Source organism: Paenibacillus sp. FSL H7-0357, from assembly GCF_000758525.1.
Classification (GTDB): domain Bacteria; phylum Bacillota; class Bacilli; order Paenibacillales; family Paenibacillaceae; genus Paenibacillus_AQ.
In genome coordinates this window covers 1,423,166-1,442,352 of sequence record NZ_CP009241.1, presented here as the reverse complement: position 1 = coordinate 1,442,352, position 19,187 = coordinate 1,423,166, and the positions used below count along the sequence as shown (strand labels likewise).

Annotated in this window: 20 protein-coding genes and 1 tRNA gene; 5 read left to right on the top strand and 16 right to left on the bottom strand. The window is 51.5% G+C overall.

The genetic code is table 11. From position 1 onward, the window contains the following. Window positions 1-71: 71 nt before the first annotated feature. On the top strand, window positions 72-974 hold the full coding sequence (locus tag H70357_RS06400) for a TIGR01777 family oxidoreductase (protein ID WP_038587064.1): 903 nt from the start codon (window positions 72-74) through the stop codon (window positions 972-974). 35 nt (window positions 975-1,009) lie between these two features. Here H70357_RS06400 and H70357_RS06395 read toward each other — a convergent pair whose 3' ends face one another. The 10 genes from H70357_RS06395 to H70357_RS06350 all read right to left on the bottom strand — a co-directional run bounded on the left by H70357_RS06395 (window position 1,010) and on the right by H70357_RS06350 (window position 11,636). After that, window positions 1,010-2,677 (bottom strand): DUF6382 and FHA domain-containing protein, encoded by a 1,668-nt coding sequence (locus H70357_RS06395; RefSeq protein ID WP_038587062.1) that lies wholly within the window; start codon window positions 2,675-2,677, stop codon window positions 1,010-1,012. Between the two features lie 17 nt (window positions 2,678-2,694). Continuing rightward, window positions 2,695-3,207: an A24 family peptidase gene (locus tag H70357_RS06390; RefSeq protein WP_038587059.1), complete on the bottom strand. Its 513-nt coding sequence runs from the start codon at window positions 3,205-3,207 to the stop codon at window positions 2,695-2,697. A gap of 25 nt (window positions 3,208-3,232) precedes the next feature. Next, window positions 3,233-4,291 (bottom strand): TadE/TadG family type IV pilus assembly protein, encoded by a 1,059-nt coding sequence (locus H70357_RS06385; protein ID WP_038587056.1) that lies wholly within the window; start codon window positions 4,289-4,291, stop codon window positions 3,233-3,235. A gap of 14 nt (window positions 4,292-4,305) precedes the next feature. Continuing rightward, window positions 4,306-6,561, bottom strand: a complete 2,256-nt coding sequence (locus tag H70357_RS06380; RefSeq protein WP_052091866.1) for a hypothetical protein — start codon at window positions 6,559-6,561, stop codon at window positions 4,306-4,308. 49 nt (window positions 6,562-6,610) lie between these two features. After that, complete coding sequence (locus H70357_RS06375; RefSeq protein WP_038587053.1) at window positions 6,611-7,273, bottom strand: TadE/TadG family type IV pilus assembly protein; 663 nt, start codon at window positions 7,271-7,273, stop codon at window positions 6,611-6,613. Next, on the bottom strand, window positions 7,270-7,461 hold the full coding sequence (locus H70357_RS06370) for a Flp1 family type IVb pilin (RefSeq protein ID WP_038587051.1): 192 nt from the start codon (window positions 7,459-7,461) through the stop codon (window positions 7,270-7,272). Before H70357_RS06370 ends, H70357_RS06375 begins: the two co-directional genes overlap by 4 nt. Before the next feature lie 13 nt (window positions 7,462-7,474). Continuing rightward, entirely contained in the window at window positions 7,475-8,347 is an 873-nt protein-coding gene (locus H70357_RS06365) for a type II secretion system F family protein (RefSeq protein WP_038587047.1), read from the bottom strand. A 13-nt stretch (window positions 8,348-8,360) separates the two neighbouring features. Beyond that, window positions 8,361-9,101, bottom strand: coding sequence for a type II secretion system F family protein (locus H70357_RS06360; RefSeq protein ID WP_052092462.1), 741 nt, complete (start codon window positions 9,099-9,101; stop codon window positions 8,361-8,363). A 104-nt stretch (window positions 9,102-9,205) separates the two neighbouring features. Further along, window positions 9,206-10,471, bottom strand: a complete 1,266-nt coding sequence (locus H70357_RS06355) for a TadA family conjugal transfer-associated ATPase (RefSeq protein WP_038587042.1) — start codon at window positions 10,469-10,471, stop codon at window positions 9,206-9,208. Continuing rightward, the gene (locus H70357_RS06350) at window positions 10,464-11,636 is read right to left on the bottom strand and encodes a P-loop NTPase family protein (protein WP_038587039.1); all 1,173 of its coding nucleotides are present in this window, start codon (window positions 11,634-11,636) and stop codon (window positions 10,464-10,466) included. The genes H70357_RS06355 and H70357_RS06350 overlap by 8 nt, the downstream gene beginning before the upstream one ends. A gap of 312 nt (window positions 11,637-11,948) precedes the next feature. On the opposite strand from H70357_RS06350, the gene H70357_RS06345 reads away from it, so the two are divergent. Beyond that, the gene (locus H70357_RS06345) at window positions 11,949-13,136 is read left to right on the top strand and encodes a copper amine oxidase N-terminal domain-containing protein (protein WP_038587036.1); all 1,188 of its coding nucleotides are present in this window, start codon (window positions 11,949-11,951) and stop codon (window positions 13,134-13,136) included. A gap of 105 nt (window positions 13,137-13,241) precedes the next feature. Here H70357_RS06345 and H70357_RS06340 read toward each other — a convergent pair whose 3' ends face one another. From H70357_RS06340 to H70357_RS06330, 3 genes are all read right to left on the bottom strand, one after another. Further along, window positions 13,242-13,661 (bottom strand): thiol-disulfide oxidoreductase DCC family protein, encoded by a 420-nt coding sequence (locus H70357_RS06340; RefSeq protein WP_038587034.1) that lies wholly within the window; start codon window positions 13,659-13,661, stop codon window positions 13,242-13,244. 87 nt (window positions 13,662-13,748) lie between these two features. Continuing rightward, window positions 13,749-14,027, bottom strand: coding sequence for a hypothetical protein (locus H70357_RS06335; protein WP_038587032.1), 279 nt, complete (start codon window positions 14,025-14,027; stop codon window positions 13,749-13,751). A 192-nt stretch (window positions 14,028-14,219) separates the two neighbouring features. Continuing rightward, complete coding sequence (locus tag H70357_RS06330) at window positions 14,220-14,639, bottom strand: organic hydroperoxide resistance protein (protein WP_038587029.1); 420 nt, start codon at window positions 14,637-14,639, stop codon at window positions 14,220-14,222. 172 nt (window positions 14,640-14,811) lie between these two features. On the opposite strand from H70357_RS06330, the gene H70357_RS06325 reads away from it, so the two are divergent. The 3 genes from H70357_RS06325 to H70357_RS06315 all read left to right on the top strand — a co-directional run bounded on the left by H70357_RS06325 (window position 14,812) and on the right by H70357_RS06315 (window position 17,481). After that, window positions 14,812-15,291 (top strand): glutathione peroxidase, encoded by a 480-nt coding sequence (locus H70357_RS06325; protein WP_038587026.1) that lies wholly within the window; start codon window positions 14,812-14,814, stop codon window positions 15,289-15,291. Window positions 15,292-15,483: 192 nt separating this feature from the next. Then, window positions 15,484-16,821, top strand: a complete 1,338-nt coding sequence (locus H70357_RS06320; RefSeq protein ID WP_038587023.1) for a helix-turn-helix domain-containing protein — start codon at window positions 15,484-15,486, stop codon at window positions 16,819-16,821. 12 nt (window positions 16,822-16,833) lie between these two features. After that, window positions 16,834-17,481 carry a GyrI-like domain-containing protein gene (locus H70357_RS06315; RefSeq protein WP_038587020.1) on the top strand — a complete coding sequence of 216 codons (648 nt, stop codon included), beginning with the start codon at window positions 16,834-16,836 and terminating at the stop codon, window positions 17,479-17,481. Between the two features lie 21 nt (window positions 17,482-17,502). Here H70357_RS06315 and H70357_RS06310 read toward each other — a convergent pair whose 3' ends face one another. The 3 genes from H70357_RS06310 to H70357_RS06300 form a co-directional block, all read right to left on the bottom strand. After that, window positions 17,503-18,444, bottom strand: coding sequence for a polysaccharide deacetylase family protein (locus H70357_RS06310; RefSeq protein ID WP_052091865.1), 942 nt, complete (start codon window positions 18,442-18,444; stop codon window positions 17,503-17,505). 90 nt (window positions 18,445-18,534) lie between these two features. Beyond that, window positions 18,535-18,617: transfer RNA gene (locus tag H70357_RS06305), tRNA-Leu, on the bottom strand. Window positions 18,618-18,700: 83 nt separating this feature from the next. After that, window positions 18,701-19,066, bottom strand: coding sequence for a helix-turn-helix domain-containing protein (locus H70357_RS06300; protein WP_038587018.1), 366 nt, complete (start codon window positions 19,064-19,066; stop codon window positions 18,701-18,703). Window positions 19,067-19,187: the final 121 nt, after the last annotated feature.

Below are 19,187 nucleotides of genomic sequence, written 5' to 3'. Positions count from 1 at the left end.
AATCCGCTTATCTCCTGCTGTAGATATACCACTAACGTCTCTTCAGGACGTCCTGAAACGGAGATTGCCATATGAAATACGTAATTTGCGGCGGCAGCGGCTTTATCGGAAGAGAGCTTACAGAATACTGGCTGCAGGCCGGACATCAAATCATCATCGTCGGACGCAAGCTGCCCAAAACCCAAATGATACATCCGGGACTCAGTTACCTTACCTGGGACAGCCTTTCAGAGAATCCGGGTTCTGCTGAAGGTGCAGATGCACTGGTCAATCTGGCCGGAGCTTCGCTCAGCCAGCGCTGGAGTCCAAGCGGAAAGAAAGTTATTATGGAGTCCCGTCTTGAAACCGTTGCCGCAGCCGCCAAGCTGCTGAATATGCTGCAGCATAAGCCCCCGGTAGTGATCCAGTCCTCCGCTGTTGCCATTTACGGAACATCGCTGGCCGATACTTTTAACGAAGCCTCACCGGCCCATGTAATGGACTTTCCGTCTGAGGTTGTCAAGACCTGGGAAGCAGCAGCAGATGAAGCTTATACAGGGGTTAGGCTGGTGAAACTGCGGACCGGGGTTGTGCTCGGCAACAAGAGCGGAGCATTTCCCAAAATGAAGCTGCCCTATGCTCTGGGCTTCGGCGGCAGAATGGGCAGCGGCAAGCAGTGGCTGTCCTGGATTCACCTTGCCGATATGTCCCGGCTGATCGATTTCTGCATCCAGACTCCCGGAATAGAAGGCCCTGTCAACGCGACTGCCCCGAATCCCGTTACAAATGAGGCTTTCGGCAAAATGATCGGCAAAGTATATCATCGTCCGCATTGGTTCCCGCTTCCCGCGTTTCTATTAAAAGCAGCAGTAGGTGAACTGTCGGAAATTTTGCTGGAAGGCCAGCGCGTACTCCCTGCCAAAGCCATTCAGCATGGTTTCACGTTTACTTATCCGACCTTGCAGCCGGCTCTGGAACAGCTGAAATCAGAATAGTGTATAGATCTGCTATCAACCCGCTTCTGCCAAGGTTAGAGCGAATGAAACGTATAAGACCCTTTTACAATGGTAAAAACAGATCCTTCATTCAGCGGGTACTCCTTATAAGGAATCATGGCTTCTCCCTGATAAAGGGTGCCGTTCCTGGAGTCCAGATCCTTCAGGATGTACCCCTCAGCACTCTTGGAAATTTCAGCATGCACTCTCGATGCGCCTTCTGATTTCTCTACATACTGGGCTACCTCCGGCGAGCGGCCGATAATGAAGCTGGCTCGGTTCAGTTCAATGATTTCTGCTGGTCCGCTTTCATCCTCACCGCATCTTTCCAGATAAGGAGAGGCAGATAGCGGCTTTACCTCCGGCCTCATCTCTGAAAGATTCTCCCGGGAGAGCAGCGCCGTCGCGGCTACAGCCACCGGCGGCTTAATCATGCTGCGCCCCTCCATCTCCACTTCAGTTCTTTGTATGCCCGCAGGAACACCAGCATTTGCAGCTGTAGACAGCTGCGGACTAGCTCTGACAGGAGCTTCAGTACGGACTGGAGTTACCGGATTTCTGCCAAAATCCCATTCCAGTTCCCGCTTGGACCTCCAGCTTTTGTCCGCAGCATCTTCTTCGCCCTCTTCCGCCTCCTCTAGTTTGCTCCCTCCGAGCACAAGCCTTTCACTCCAGACCAACCAGCAAAATCCACCCAATACTAACGTTGCTATTGCGCAAACTGCCAGCCATAACGGCTTGGGACTATTTAAATAGAGGAACTTCCATAACAACGCGCCGGCCAAAACACCGCCGAGTACAACATAGGTTCTGTTAGCAGAGGACTGGGAAGAAAGACGATGCTCACTGCCCGCTTTATCCGGCTTTGTCTCCTCCTCCTCGTCCTTCCGCTTAAGTTTTGGCAAGTCATTGTTCCATGGAGGCTCATACTGCTGGGTATTGTCTGCAGGTTGTGCATTCTCGGTTACCCCATATACCGAACGCCTTGGCAGAGCGGACAGTTTACCTGCTTCACGTGCACTTGCCTTCTCCTGAATATGTCTCTCTGCACCCGGCGGCACTGCTGCCTGAGATATTTGGATTTCTGGCGGCAGCTCTGTATTATTCACAGGTCTAATGACAGGGTCCGCAGCGGTCAGCAGCTCCGAGAGCAAATCCCTTAAGCCTGCAGGAGTAAAATCCTCTCCTCCACAATATTGCAGCAGTCTCTGCACACCGCTTCCGGCAAGCTCTGTTACCGAAGCCATCATCACCATAATCAAAGACCTCAGACATTCTCCCGGCTTCGTGGTTGCTGCAGGCTGCTGCAAAGGAATGCAGGTCAAGTAGACTCTTCCTCCGTTCAGCGGACCTTCTACAAAAATGTAATCCTCATGCAGCGCATATTGCTCCGCCCGCAGCATGTACAGCCGGCCTTCCTCCATTCCCTGGGCAATTTGCAGCAGCAGCCCGAAGAAATCGTTCATGCTGAGCCTGTCGCTTTTCAGCAAATGACTGAGCATTTTGCGGCGGGACAGGGAATATTCCAAGGTCACCTGCAAATCAATTTCTCTGAGCAGTAGCCGCAGGTGATACGGAATGCCGCTGTTCATCAGCATCCGGGCCTGAACCATATTAAGCTCGCCCGCAGACAATCCATCCGGCTTGCCGAGCAGCAAAGAGATACCGTCCTGCTGCACAAAATCGCGGCTCAATCCGAACATCAAGCTTCACCTCCAATCTATAAGTAGAGATATGTACAAATGAACCCCGGAACTACAGCCAGCATAAAGGGAAACCTGAGCATTTCCTTGCCGTTCCCAGCCTTTAATATTTTCGGATTACGCAGCAGCAGAAATCCGGCAGTCCTGCTGACAATACCGCGAATCCGCCTTCCTGCCTCCCGTCTGCACAAGACAATCATCCAGCCGATTACAGCACCGAATAAAATAGAATACATCATGACCTGCAGCGTGAACAGCACACCCGTCCATGCACCTATTCCTGCAAAAAGCTTAACGTCTCCAGCGCCGACAGCGCCCATAACATACAGGATCAGCAGCAATGTAAAGCCAACCCCCGCACCGCAGGCAGCGAACAGCAATCCGTGCCAGCCATTCATTATGCCTTGCACAAGGAGGCCTGTCGTCAGTGCAGAGACTGAAATCCAGTTCGGTATTCTCATCCACCGGATATCGGTTATTAACGCCGCCGTTAGAAACGGCAGACAACCCCAAAATGCCCATTCCGTCATACATAACATCCTTCTTCCGCCATGTTCATTTCACAACCGTAAATGCCGCCTCTAGGAATGTACCGTCATCCAGACGGACTACAAAAGGCCAGGAACCCGGTGTTGTATTCACGCCGATTTTCCATTCCCATTCGATATACCCGCCTTCATCCGCTTGCTTCCAGCCCAGATATTTGGCCGTGCTCTGGCCGCTTTTATAAAATATCGACAAGTTTGCCGAAGCATTTGGCGGAACTTTAACCCGGATCTTGCCCTGGTGATTTGCCACCCCCGGATTCGGCTTCGCCAGGACTACAATGGAATGCTGCTCTTCTCCGGCACCGCCGTCTCCCTCTGTCCCTGTTTCTCCGGTATCGCCAATCCACAGCCGCTCCACCGCACTTGCCTCCAATACAATGCTCCGGTTCAGAAAGGGGACCTTCATCGGCAGCTCGTAGCTGACAACGAGACCAAAATAAGGACGTGCGCCTTTCTTCAGCTCCGGAATAATGGCATTGGAGACATGAACCCGTTCATAATCCAGCCAGTCAGATGAGAGATAAGGCTTCATTATTGGCTTCAGCGCAAGATCCAGCACCGACTGCGACGCCTCAGCCTGAAGCTCCTGAAGCGGGCCTTCACCCCGCTGTATCGCAGCGTTGACCCACTCGTTCAAGGGCTCAGGCAGGTCTGCGGCGAAGCTTTCACCCCATTGCTCAAGCGACAGGCGCGGGATACTCCAAGTCCCGGATGATAACGGGGATGTGCCTCCTGCTACGCCAGCATTGATTGGCGCAGCTGTGTCAGCTTCCCTTCCTATGCTTCCACCAGTGCTTCCTGCTGCAGCCGGCTGACCTGCTGTTCCGCTATCTGCTCCTTGTTCTTCCCCCCACTTCTGCGCAGCCAGTGCCGCCGGATACATGTGGGCCGATATCACCTTGACCGTATCCGAAGCTGTGCTCTGCAAGGCTGTAGAGTACAAGGTCATCTGCACGATAAAAATCAGGAACAGGACAAACAGCAGAAACATGGGGAGAACCATAGCCGCCTCAACAACCATGCTGCCTTCATCCCGCTGTCTGGTTAGGCTCTGCCATTGCTTCATTCTGCAACCTCCCGCTAATATGAAAAATCAGCCTTTACCCCTCTGTAATACAATCTGCCCTGAACATCCCCGGGAAGACCGGCGCTGTAGTCCACCAGCTTCACTACGCCTGGCAAAAACCAAAGCGGCATCGCCATCTTAATCTCCGCCGAGGCATAGGTGAATTTCTCGGCCGGATTAATTCCGGTGTTCAGCCGGATCAAGGCGAGCATGCGGGAGAGCTGCACATCGCCCCCTCCATGCAGGAGCATGAACAACCGCAAATAATCACGGTAGGACAGCTTTGCAGGCATGTATTTGGACAACGGGATTTCCCCTGCCCTGCATAGCAGCAGCATATCCTGAACAGCCTGCTCGATTCCGTACAGCAGCGCTGCAGCTAGAATCGCCAGCGGATTGCCGAGACGGGAACTTTCTATAAAGCCCTCCATGGTGCGGATGGCCAGCCGCAGCGCAAAGATTTCACCGTACGCTGCCGCCACATTACCCGCTGGGTTATGGAAGCCGTAGAGAATATATTCAAGCTCCTGGGTATGGGGATCAAGCTGGTCCGCAAGCGGCACTGCGGCGGCACCTGCGGAGCCGGAAGCTACCGGAGTCAACTTTGAAAGATCGAAATGCGGAAAATACATTGCAGAATATTCTGTTCGGAACAGCCGGTCTCTGGCACCCTCCATAATGCTGCCCATTGCGGCATAAATATCGTCTGTCTTTGCCATCGAAGAACTTCCGGCTGCATAAGGATCCGATGTGTTCTGCGCATTCGAGGCTTCCTGGTCCGATCCACTGTTCAGCTGAATGTTGTCCTGATAATATTGGCTCAGCGTCTGATAACGTTCCCTCGCTGCTCCGGCGCTGTCGCCAAGCTGACGAATCTGATCCAACAGCTTCATCGCATCGTTCAGCTTGGCTTTTGCCTGCCGTTCGATTTGCTTGCGCTCTCTGTCCGAAGTTCGGTGGGCTTCAATCTTCCCGGCTTCAGCAGCAATGATATCTCCATGTTCACCATAGTGCTGGAGGTAACTGGTGACGGCCTGTAAAGCGTTCAAAACTGCCATATTCATGCTGCCAAAATCCGCATCCAGCCCCGTGGCTCCATTCAATGCGCCCGGCAATCCGGAAGCTGCCTGCTCCGCTGTCTGAGAGGCAGTTTCCTGAACATTTAAGTCATGCTCCATGGCGCTGATCTCTGCCGGTACGAGAATAAGCGAATCCTCCTGCTCCCGCATTTTTTTTAGCGGCTCTGCACTCAGTTCACCGGCACTTCCCGGTATGTCCCAATTCCGCGCACTATCTTCGGCACTCCCCGCCCCGTTAGTTCTGGACTGTTCAAGTATGTACCTCATCTCTTCATTCAGCTCCCTGACTCTTTGCAGCGCATTCCCGGCATCAGCGATAAGCCGGGTATGCTCCGTACGAAAAAGAGTCAGTGCTGACGGAATCCTCGGAAGAAACTCCGTAGTTTGTCTTAAATACTCGCTGATCTGACTGCTGTATCTGGAATATTCATCCTCTTCACGGTAAAAATCCGCATAGTATTTGCCGACATAGTCGTCATACATCGCTGCAATGTCAGCCGCAGAAGTGATCTCCCCCAGAAAACGGTACTCAATATGGTCTCCCGGCGGATTCATAATCAGTTCTTGAAGGGATCTTACGCTTTCCGCAGCCTGCTTTCGCCGCTCCATCATAAGATCCAGTGCAGCCTCGCGTTCATCGTACAAGGGCTGCAGCTTGCCGAATAATTTGGTTGAGCGTGAAGCCTCACCCATAGCCGCCGAGAGCGGCTTAAACTTTCCGGCCAGCTCCAGGGCAAAATCGATCGGTGCTTTATATTTCATCTCCTCAGCAATCTGCCTTTGAAAAACATCGTAGCTTCCAAGAGGGCGACTCCAATTCAAGACCGAAGAATCCAGTCCTAAGGGCAATAAATTAAAAGCATCCCCCCGCCCGCTCTCGTATAGATTGTCGTTCAGCACCCCGGACAGCAGCTGATTGCCGTCACTGCCGCCAAAGGCGAACAGGCCATAGCTCTCGCGCAGCTGAATATCATAAGAAGACATTACCGAACGGACTGCGGCTCTCGCCAAACGTTCCTGCTGCACATTAACGGCGGCAATCCGTGCATAATCTATCAGCACAGCGGTGAACAGGAACACGAAGGCCAGTATCATAATCAGGAAAATAGAAACCGATCCCTCTGTTCCTTTCTTTCGCCACGAATTGAACGCTTTTCTTGGACTGCAGGCCGTCCCCTTTCTACTCCTCATCCGCGCCCCTCCCTTGGCCTCTTTTGGGTTCCGAACTCCACAAACCGGATCAGCGCAGCTTCTTCAGCATCTGGGACGCGTCTTTCTTTTCCATGCTTGTTCCGGTATTGCCACTCTCCGAGCCTCCCTTGAACTTCGCACCATAATAACGCATCAGATCCACTGTTCGGATAAACTCAACAGGCTCAGAAACAACGGACTGGGCTTTCACTTGAGGATTGGCCTCGTCCGCCAGCATCTCATCCAGCACGGGCAGATTCAGCATTTGCTTCAATTCCGCACTGATCTTCCGGCCGGTTAAACTGTAGGTATAATTCATCTGGCCACTTAAATTTGCCGGAACTATGCCGGAAGATTGCTGAAGCTTAATTACAGGCAAGGTACCAGTACCCTCGGCAGCATTCGGCAGTGTAACAGAAGCCCCGCCGTTCCCGGCACTAAGCCCGAATAAAGAAGCTAGCATTCCATCCTCGCCGATCCGCCAATACAGCGAGTCATACTCGCCAATAACAAATGATCCTTCCGTCTCTTTATGGCTGTTGTCCCAATTGTAGGCCGCACGTTCAGTCGCAGCGGAAGCGACCTGCAGCAGCATCGACTTCTGGTAACTGTACAGGCAGAAGAATAGCAGCAGCATCGTAATACACATGATGATAGGCAGCAAAAGTGAAGCTTCGATAGTAAAGCTGCCTTCGTCATCCTCCAGTTTCATGATTCGAATACTTCCTGGCTCTTGCTTCCTGCAGTGCTGATCAAGTCTTCTACCACTTTGACAATCTCCTTGCGGAACACCAAAACTACAGCGATCAGTACAGCGATAATCAGGATCATCTCCAGCGTGCCCAGCCCTTCCTCGTCCTTCCACAAGTTCTTAGCGCCTTCTGTTATGAATGTCATCATTCGTCTCATCCTCCTACATTTTCATCATCATAAATGCCGGTGTACCCACCAGAATGATTACAATTAAAAAGATAACCACCATCGGGAACACCAGCTTCGAAGAAGCCTGCTCCCCCCGCGTCCGGCTGATCGCCTTCCGCTTCTCCCAGAGCATCCGCGAAAGATCGCGCAGCGACAAGACAAAGTCGGCTCCGCCTCTGCGGTAATTCAGCAGCACCGTGGTTGTAAATAGCGATACCTCCTGTACGGCGCAGCGTTTGCTGAAATTCTCAAACGCCTGCTGAAAGGAGTAGCCGCTCTCCCACTCCCCAGTCATAATCGACAGCTCTTTATAGAGCGGATGGCTGTAATCTCCCTTCCGGCTCTCCACGCAGCGGATAATCGCCCGCTGCACATTCTCCCCGGCGCCGACCAGCAGGACAATGCTGTTCAGCAGCTCGGGCAGCTCCAGCATAATATTCTGCTCCCGCAGCCTTACCTTCTTGTGCAGATCACTGACCAGTGCAACGGGTAGAATAACTGCCAGACCAGCCCCCAGGAGAATTCCCGCCTTCTCGCCGCTGAACAGTGTCAGCGCGCTTCCACCGATAAGCAGCAGCCAGCTGTAGCTGAACATTTCACCCATAAAGAGCAGCGTCCGTTCTGCGCTGTAGCGCATGCCGTAACTGCGCTGCAAGGATCGCTGAATTCGGAACATCACCGAAGGAATATGACTGCCTATTCCCCACCGCTCAATCAGCAGCAGGAAGGGCTCGCCCAATCCGCGCAGCCGCAGCCCGTCCATAGGCAAACTGCGAAGCCCGGCATAATGGCTGCCGCATTTCAGGCGCAGGAATATCCATCCCAGCCCTAACATCAGAACGGCCGAACCGCAAAGCCAAATCATTCTTTCACCTCCTTCACAGCGGGATATCCATAATCTTGGAGGTCCAGAGATAACACAGAAACAGCCCGCCCAGCGCAAGTGTGGAAATTGCAATTCCGGCACCTGTATACATTGGCTCCATGTAATCTCCGGCGGTCAGGCTCATGAACAGCACCATCGCAAGCGGGGAAGCCAGCAGCGCCTTCGCCTCGAATTTCTTCTGGGCGATGCTGACGGCAATGTCCTGCTGGATATCCAGCTTCTCCCCGATGATTGTGGAGGTGCGGCGCACAATCTCCACAAGGTCGCCCCCTGTCCGCTTGCAGACAGAGAATACATCAGCGAACCGTTCCACATCCTCCATGCCTGCCCGTCTGCTGAAATCCTGCAGCGCTTCTTCCACAGGCTGTCCATACTCCATCCGGGCACATATAATATTCAGCTCAAAGATCATATCGCTGCCCCCTTCCGGGTCAAGCATCCGCAGATCCTGCACGGCCTCGCGAAATGCATTCTCTACGGAACGTCCGGCGGACAGCGAAGAAGAGAGCGAAAATAAGGTTTGCTTGAATTGCAGGTTAAGCGCAGACCGGCGGCGCTGCCGCAGGTAATCACGCAACAGCCGCGGTGCATAAGCTCCCCCCGGCACAAGCAGCAAAGACAGCAACAGGTTATGGTAGAACAGGTACCCGATGCCGAACAGCAGGAGCCCGCCTGCCAGCATAGCCAGCATTCTAGACAAAGGAGTCAATACATAGACGGTATAATCTGGCAGCTGCGGACTGCCCCCGGCTTCAGCCTCCGCAGACGTCCCTCCCTTCTCTGCGGAGGACCCCCTCCGCTTGCCCGGTGAAGAGACCGGCTTCTTCCCCAAATGAATCAGAAGACCACCTCCTTCTCAGTTCCCCTACTGTATTGCGATAATGGATAACGTTGTACCCCGGCCATCTTCAGCTTGCTGGAATGCAGCAGAGGATTCCCGCAAGGAACCAGGCCTCCCTCCACTCTGCCCTCACGTTCCCCCGTTTCTTGAAACGCATATAACGGATTCAGCGCCACCTCCCCATCCCGCAGCCCGATGACCTCGGAGATTTCCATCACCCGCCGCGAGCGGTCCCGCAGCCTGGAGAGATGGACAAAGATATCAATCGCAGAACCGATTTGCTGGCGGACCACTGATACCGGCAAATCAGCTGCACTGAGCACCATCGTCTCCAGACGGCTGACCATATCCTGTGCACTGTTGGAATGTCCAGTTGAGAGCGAACCAGAGTGGCCCGTGTTCATAGCCTGCAGCATATCCAGACACTCGGCCCCCCGCACCTCGCCGACCACGATACGGTTCGGGCGCATCCGCAGGGAGGAGCGGATCAGGTCGCGGATCGTGATCTCCCCGCGGCCTTCTGTATTGGCGTTGCGGGTCTCCAGCGAGACCAGATTCGGCACGGTGACAATCTGCAGCTCGGCGGAGTCCTCAATCGTGATCACCCGCTCCTGCGGCGGAATAAATTGAGACAAAGCATTCAGAAAGGTGGTCTTGCCGGAGCCCGTGCCGCCGCTTATAAAGATGTTGTATCCGGCAGCTACCAGAATCTGCAGCAGCTCCGCCGCTTCTCCGCTCAGCGCCCCACGATACACCAGCTCGCTCATCGACATCGGCGTTTCCGGAAATTTGCGGATCGTCATCGCCGGACCCTTCAAGGCCACTGGCGGCAGTACGATATTGACGCGGGAACCATCCTTCAGCCGCGCATCCACAATCGGGGTGGAATCGTTAACCACCCGGTTCACACCGGAAACTACGGTCTGGATAATATCCTCCAGTCTGCTCCTGGATTCGAAAGCCAGCGGCAGGCGGCGGATCTGCCCTTCCTCTTCAATAAATATCTCCTCATGACTGTTGATCATAATCTCGGTGATATTCGGGTTATCCACCAGCGGCTGCAGCACATCCAGGCCCCGGAAGGAATCGAACAGCTTTTTGACCAGTTCATGCTTTTCCTGGGCAGTTAAATAACGCAGGCTGTCCATCTCCAGAATGGTTCGTTCAATATAGCTGTTAAGCTCACGGTTTCCGACAGCCGAAGTGACATCAAGCCCTGCGCGTATGTCGCTGCGCAGCTTCCTGAACATGGCTTCATTCATGTAAGCCCCCGGTGAATACCCGCGGCAGCGCCGGCTCAATGATACCGGTGCAGAGCTGCTGCACCCCAGCCGTAAACTGCGGAGAATTCAAGCAGAGCTCCACATGATGCTGAAGTGCCCAGGAAGGGATAAAAGGAAGCGCACCATCTATTCTGAGTTCTTCCCGCCCTGGCCGGCCCGCGGCTGAATCCCCGGCAAAATTCATCACAAACCTGCTCTTGCCCGTCACCTCCGGCGGCAGACCGGAATGCGGATCTCCGCAATGCTCCAGCCACCTGAGCGTCTTATACATACTTGCCTCGTCACTCTTCAGCGCCCATAGCAGAATGCCGCACCGCTGCAGTACTGCCTGGGCCCGCTCTTCCTCAATGCTGCCTGTATCTACAATCACAACATCATAGCCAGCATCGCCGGCCAGCAGCTCCAATAAATCCAGCGTATCCTGCCGGGTCATCTGCAGCATTTCCTTGAAATTACCGATCGGTCTGAAGGCGTCACAGCGGAGGCTGTCATGTCTTACGGCGTATCTCCCGAGTTCAGGCTTTCCTGCATTCCCCTTGCTTCCTTCGCTGCCGCTTGCCTTGAGCTCATACAACAGAAGTTCCAGGCCGGAAGCATTACCCGGAGGCATCCGCAGGAACAACCCGCTGCTGTCCACACTTTCCAGGTTCAGATAAAATACAGACAGCCCGATCCCGCCAAGCTGCTTGGCCAAATTGAGCGCAATCGTTGTTTTGCCGCTGCTGCCGCTGGCTGAAACTATCCCGAGCAGCAGCGTCTCCTCCTTGGCAGCCGAAGCTGTCCTCATGCGTTTCACATCGCCTATCCGGAGGATGGACTCCAGAAGTGAGGGCAGCGACTGATATTTCTCAATCATCATACCCCCGGCCAGACTCCCCGCATTACTGCCGGAATACTTTCCGGCCTCGCTTAGAACACCCCAAGGAACAGTATTTCTGCCTTCCACCAGCCAGGCCTCAACGAAAATGGGATCGCCTACAACGGCGTCCGGCAGCCCTTCTCCCTTCATGAATTCCATAAAGGTATCCAGCCGGCTGAAAGCTGTGATCCGCAGCATCTCCCCATACTCACTGTGATGCAGGTAATGCAGCAACGGCTCAATGTATTGACTCTCACGAACTGCCAGTACGATCCTCGCCGCCATGAAATCACTCTCCTTCCTGTAATGCGTACCTTTAAAAAAGACAACAAAAAAGACAGCAAAAAAAGCACCGCCAATAACCGTGGTATACGGTCATTGAACGGTGCTTCCGTTACTATCCTTTAATTTACAGCTATAGTAGCATATATGCAGTAGAGCGGCAATATCTTTTTTACGAATACCTCTTCTGTACTCCAAATCCTGAGCCCGCACCATATCCTGAGTTGGATATTTACCTCATTATTCCACTGCCCTATACTGTTAGTCAGTCAGCTTTCAGCACGGCCAGATTACAACTAAAGGAGATCATTCAACATGAAATTAGTGCCCAGTTTACTCGCAGCCCTCGTCTTATCCGGATCCATCAGCTTGTCAGCAGCCGCAGCAACCAAACCTATCACTGTACTCGTTGACCAGCAGAAGCTTAATTTGACCAGCGCCGCCCCGATTCAGGAGGGCAATTCCGTGCTCATCCCTATGCGGCCCATTTTTGAAAAGCTCGGCATGAAGCTGGTCTGGGATGCCAAGAGTAACACGATCACAGCCACCAAGGAAGGTCTCAGCATCAAGCTGCAGACCGGAAGCAAAAAAGCAACTATAAACGGAACCGTTAAACAGCTGGCCTCCGCACCCAAAACAATTGACAAAGTCACTTATGTTCCCCTGCGCTTTGTAAGCGAAGCCACCGGAAACAGTGTGGAGTGGAAAGCAGCTTCCAGAACTGTTGCAATTACAAGCAAGGAGAACACCGCTGATGTCAAGGGAATCTCCGCATTATTTGATAAATATGTGACGTATTCCAATACAGAGAACTATGACGGGTTCATGAACCTTATTGATCCGGAATCCCCACTGGCAGGGATCGGCCCAGGAATCAAAGAGCAGTACGAAATCTTTGATGCCAAAACTACCCTCCTCCAGATGGAAATTATTGATTCCAAAGGGAATGAAGCAACCGTACACACGATTGAAACCTCCGAGAAAGTAAACGGTCCCTTCATGCTGGATAGCCAAGCGGAGTATGTATACTCCCTCACCAGAAAAGCCGGCGGTTCTGCTTGGCAAATCAGCGGTATCCAAATCGCTGCGCTACAGTACATTCTTCCGGCAGATGTGCTGGAGGCTAAGGTCAATGTACCCAAAACGGATGAAGATCAAATTAAAGCTGTTGTTCAGGCCAATGTGGATTACTCTAACAAAGAGGATCTGGATGGGGCATTATCCACCATTGACGAAACTTCCCCTGCATACGAGCAAAGCAAAGAACTTTATATGCAAATGTTTAAAGCCTATGATTTAGCCATTACGCTTGATTCTTCTAAAATTATTGATTATACCGGGGATACTGCTGCGGTATACACAGTGCAGACGTCCAAGAAAGTAAAAGGTCCGGAGTTTCAGGACAGCCGGGCCGTATCGGTCAATATACTGAAAAAAACGGCAGACGGCAAATGGAAGCTTACGCAAACCTATATCCTCACGACGACAGCTCTTAATCAATAAATCCTCTATTCCCAAACCGAATAGGGGTTTAAGCCAGCCCAAAAAGCAGCAAGGTGACATAGCCACCTGCTGCTTTTTTGAGGTTGTGCACATCGGCTGTGCACCTTACAGAAATCTCTTGCGGATTTCCGGTGTGGGAAGCAGACATTGCTCGTCACGCCCAAACCAGCGGTACCGGTTCCTTGCCACAAGCCTGTACAGGGCATCTCTCAGAGGCCGCGGCACAAGTATGAAGATATATGCGGCAGGCCACGGAAAACGCAAGCCACGGGCGATCCGCAGCACTGCAGCCGACTCTGTATAGCAGGTCCCTTTCTCCACCAGCACGACCGTATTCAGCTGGTCTGATCCAAGCCCGCCTGCACTCAGCATTCCGCCCGCTGTCTCACTCTGCAAGGGGGCGAACAGAAATCTGGCCTTGGGATCGCGCGGAATAATAAACCGCACCAGCCCCTGACAAAGATGGCATACGCCGTCGATCAGCACAATAGACTTACCGCCCGTCTTGTTTTGCTCTTCCTCCATCTTGCCACACCCCCTCTTCATAGTATCTCCCCCGGAAATAAACAAAAACGCGGGATAGCTCCCGCGCCTCATCATCCGTCCATTTAATTATTCAGCAATAGCCTTGTCGATCCACTCGTCGCCGAGCATTTGCCCTTCGAAATCAGCAGTGAAGGATTCCATACATTTGCAGATGAAATCTTTGCGGCAAACCGGACATGGTGTCTTAAGCAGGCGGCTGATGTTCGTCATTTTCCATTCCGGAAACCGATGATAGAACGCGCGGCACTCCGTTCCGTCAGCAAGCTTGATAATGAACTCGTACAATCCTTCCTTATCATTGCTGCTGGCTTTGGTCACATTCGTAATATGCGGTCTGTAAGACATCTTCATCACCCATTATTTATATTTTTGGTACTTAGTAGCACACGTGCATAACAGATACTTAGACATATTAAAGAATTTTAGGGGTGATGTCAACCAAAGCCGCCCTTTAGACCGCTATTCCCGGCTGTTTCCTGCCTCACCGTCTCTATTTAGCCATTATTTCCAGAAATCCTTCTAAATACCGGATGCTCGTTACAACACATTCAGTTCAACTTCGATGTTGCCCCGCGTTGCCTTGGAATACGGACAGAACGCATGAGCCTTTTCTGCCAAATCCTCCGCCTGCGCACGGTCAATGCCGGGCAGCTTCACATCCATTCTTACAGCCAGTCTGAAGCCGCCGTCGCTGTCATCCTTGCCGATGGATACGTTGGCGGTGACCTCCACATCCTGCAGCTTAACGCCCTCTTTACGGGCGATATTGGCCAAGGCACTTTCATAGCAGGCACCGTAGCCTGCCGCGAACAGCTGCTCAGGATTCGTGCCGGAACCCCCGGGGCCGCCAAGCTCCTTTGGCATTTTCAAATCATGTTCAAGTACACCATCCGAGGACTTCACAGAGCCCTCCCGTCCGCCGTGAACCGTTGCTGTAGCCGTATATAATGCTTTCATCTGTATCTACTCCTTTATCAAAATGTATTTGTACCGCCGCATACCCTACATTTAAACAACAGAGATATTTTGAAACGAATATACAATGTTGTCACAATTCTGACGGGTTGCTTCTTACGATAAATAGTGTAAAATTAAATTGTGATAAATCAAAGTTCGGGAGGCGTTATTCATGAGTATTTATGATTTCGAAGCCAACACGCTGCGCGGGGAAGAAGAATCCCTGTCCAAGTACAAAGGTAAGGTGCTGCTTGTCGTGAACACAGCCAGCAAATGCGGATTCACCCCGCAATATAAGGGTCTCCAGGAAGTGTACGATAAATTCAAGGACCGTGGTTTTGAGGTGCTTGGTTTTCCGAGCAACCAGTTTGCCGGACAGGAACCGGGTGAAAGCGAAGACATCGCCGAATTCTGCGAAATCAATTACGGAGTAACCTTCCCGATGTACGAGAAGGTTGACGTGAAGGGCGACGAAGCGCATCCGTTATTCAAATACCTGTCCAAGGAAGCGCCGGGCGTCCTGGGCTCTAAGAGCGTCAAGTGGAATTTCACCAAGTTTCTGGTCGATCAGGAAGGCCGTGTCCTGAAGCGGTTTGCACCACAAACTACTCCGGACCAGATCGAAGCCGATATTGCCAAACTGCTGGACTAATCCTCCCCTATAATATGAAAAGATACTCTTCACAAAAGCCCGCGGCTCCTGTGAAGAGTATCTTTGTGTTCGCTATACCACAATCATTATGCTAATTGTCATTTCCATCCTCCCTAATTATGGTATACAGAGAATATAGCACTCGATGCTTGAAACGTAACACCGTTTAATTCCCCGGAAAGCAGGTTGGCTATGAAGCAGGATGTTTTGAAGCGGGTTTTCGATTATATCGAAGATCATCTGAATGAGGAGATCAGCCTCGACAACCTCGCCCGGACGGGATATGTTTCTTTGATGCAGCTGTACCGGGAATTCTACTGCGTATCCGGCCATTCCATTAAAGACTATATCCGCAAAAGAAGAATCAGCAACGCATGCGCCCAGATCAAGAACTGCGGGTTATCCATTACCGGAATTGCGCTGGGCAACGGCTTTGACTCCCTGCCTTCCTTCTCCAAGGTCTTCAAAAAAATCGTCGGGCTTACGCCAATGGAATACAAACGGAGCAGCGTGTTCTATACCTTCCTCCCCGGGCAGTTCCCCCTCCACTTGGCGGAGACAGCCATTAAGATCCAGTCCGGGCAACCGCTGCATGGCCTGACCGCCGTTTACCTCGCCGCAGGAGACACAGACATCGAACAGCAAGCCATCAACGCACTGAAACAAGCGGTCTTCACAGCCAAGCGTACGGACATGAGTTTTAGACTCTTCGGATTAACCCCCGTGCAGGTTGGACGGTCCAGACAATCGTACAACCTATTCATAGATACCCGGAATCATGAGTACTGGATTTCCGCCCTGGGGGAGGCCGGTTATCACTCCATAGAGCCAGCTACGTTATGCGGCGGTGAGTTTGCCGTCTTATCCGTACCTTTTACCGGAAGCATCAACCAGGCCTGGGACTACCTTTACAGCCATTGGCTGGCTAAAAGCGTGTTCACCCTGGCAGGTGATCATTGCCGTGAGGAATTCATCATTCAAAAGACAGGGACCATCAAAGAGCTTCGTCTATCCCTGCCCATTATCCGCAAGCAAAGCAGCTACATCATTGAAGTAACCCCATTTGCGCAGCAGCACTATATCGTCGCCCATGCCGTGGGCAGTCATGCGGAAGATGAAGCTTCGGCCAAGCTTTTATCGCAGATCAATCAACGCGGATTCCTTCCATCGTCGTTTTATGTGGAGATTACCAGCAATGGATACTTGTGCGGTGTCGAGCAGACAGAAACGGGCGAATTATCAGCCGAAGACGGTCTGAGTGTTGTTACCCTAGAAGCAGGGCTTTATGCGGTATTAACCGCAGATAGTTTCGGGGATTTCACCGGACTTGCGGATATTATGACCCGCTGGCTGGAGGAAAACTGCTGCTATAGGCGGGCCGGCAGCCCTTTTGCCCTCTATACCGTAAATGAAACCTATGAAGAGGTCTCCATGAAGGTGTGTATTGCTATTGGCGAACATTCTGTTATAAACGGACAATCCATCCCTTCAAATCCCATTTATAATGAAGACGAAGAACAAATGAACTAGGAGGAATTATGCATGACAGAGCCGTTACGCCAGAGCAGCTATGATGGAACTACCGAGGGATACGCCCCTAAATTCAAACCGCGGGTAATCGAACTGATCCGCCAGCAGCTGGAAAAAGAAGCCCCTCAGCGCACCGACTCCATTGGCGGAGAAAAGCCTTATGTGCTAGATTTACCGGAGCTTCAAGTCATCGGCTGGCAGAACCTCAATCAAGCAGGCGAGCCTTATGCCGATATCTGGGGACATGTCTTCGGAGAAATCGATATCGACAGCAAATTTGATTCCATTCCGTCAAAAGTCCAGAGCAGCGGCTGTTACCTGGGCATCTTCGAAGGCCGCGATTCGGTTCCCAAGCTGTGGGAGCAATCCGCCTGGGATACCGGCTATTTTTTAGGCGTTGAGGTAGGAGATCACGGTACAGTTCCCGAAGGTCTTGTGCATAAGGATTACCCCGCATCCAAATATGCTATTTTTATCGCCAAGGGTGTGCCCACAGCTGCGTTTCAGAGCACATGGGATTATATCCATCAGGAATGGCTGCCATCAGGTGAATTCAAGTTCAACGAAGCCGGGGTTTTCTTCATCAACTATACAGAGAAGTCAGGACCTGATGACGAAAGATTCGAGGCCCATCTGTGTGTACCTGTGGTGGGAAAATAGCGGCGATCCGCCGTTTGCATCCTACGAACGGCAACCTTTGTAGTCCGGGTTTCCCGTCGTGTCACCGCCACTGGCCTGACGTTGTCTATCGCGTATGTCTTTCCATGAAGTGAGCTGAATCTTTTCGGTTTGCAGTAATCTGTGAATATCCTCATCCATAAATAACAGGTACTCGATCTCCCTTTTCTTCCAGTGTGGAGTAATTGCCCGCATTTCATAAGTATTCAGCGCAGGATGGATGACAACTTCTGTTATCCCTCCTCCCACACCTTTTATAGCTTCCATCATTTTAACCTTAGCAATGTCATAGTCCTCCCCCTGCTCCAAGTGATAAGGAAGATTAATCAAGTCATCAATTAACAAGATCCCTCTTTTCCGCGCCGATTCAATCCTCTCCGTCATTAATTCCCTCATCTCTAAATCCAGAAATGATTGATTTACTATATTAACAGGCAGCTTAAAAGGCAGCCGGTACTCCTGGCACAGATCAAATACGATCTCCAGAAAATCCCGGCCTCTCGACAATCCCAATAAACTGCCTTCATGACTGTCCAAGTGTGTCGGTTCAATCCCCAGTGTTAGAGCCATCTCGATCTGACTTCGGATTTCAGTTCGGATGGCTTCAGCAGTAGCCCGCTCTTCCACATGAGCTGCATGTTCCCAAAAATATCCCTCTGCAGTAATTAACGACTGTATCCTGGAACTCCTGGTAACCGGGCCCCACTTATAGGCCGGGAGACTCGAAGTAAGCGTAAGATGAATTCCCACATTAACATTGTGATGATTTTTGGCATACTCAGCAGCCTCTTTCGCCCAGGGCCCCGGCATCATAATCATGCTGGAATTGATTGCATCTGCTTGGTACAGGTTCATAATAGCCTCATTCATGGAATGGCACATTCCGAAATCGTCGGCGGTAACGATCAGGAACCGCTCATTAGAGTTGTGAATTTTATTCGGCACTCTTTTTCCCTCCATTGGATCAGTCTATAAAACAAAACAAAAAAACCTGAAATCCCTTGAGCAACAAGGTATTTCAGGTTTCTTCATGTATGCGGTAGAGAGGACTCGAACCTCCACGGGTATACACCCACTACCCCCTCAAGATAGCGTGTCTGCCATTCCACCACTACCGCGCGGTGAGTAAAACGTTAAAGCAATGTTTGAGGCCAACATTCAATATTATAAATCCATTTCAGCAAAATGTAAAGACACCACTTTAAGAATTTTCGTCATTTTCTTTAAGCCTGCGGTATCGGGCAAACTCGATATATTCCTTAATAAATTCTTGCTCCTTCTGCAGCAATTCCTCACTTTGGCAATTCAGTTGCCGTATTTGGCCAGAAAAATAATCCTCCCCGCCTTCGCGAAGAATCTCCGTTGTAGTCTTGCCCAGAATCAGCCAATCCAGACTCACATGAAAAAAAGCACCGATCTCGATCAGCTTATGTGTTCCGGGCGTCGACTTGCCCCGCTTCCAATCCCCCATGTTGCCGGTACTGATATTCAGCTGTTCGCAGAAGGACTTTTTTGTCAGTCCTTTTTGTTTGATCAAATATTCTATCCGCTCGTATATCGACGCCATCAGCAATCCGCCTTCCGCACTATTTAAATATACTTATTTACGTAATTTTTATTGTAAAATGACGTAAAAAAGTATATAATTAACTATTATTATTCCCATTCATTATATCACACGACTGGAT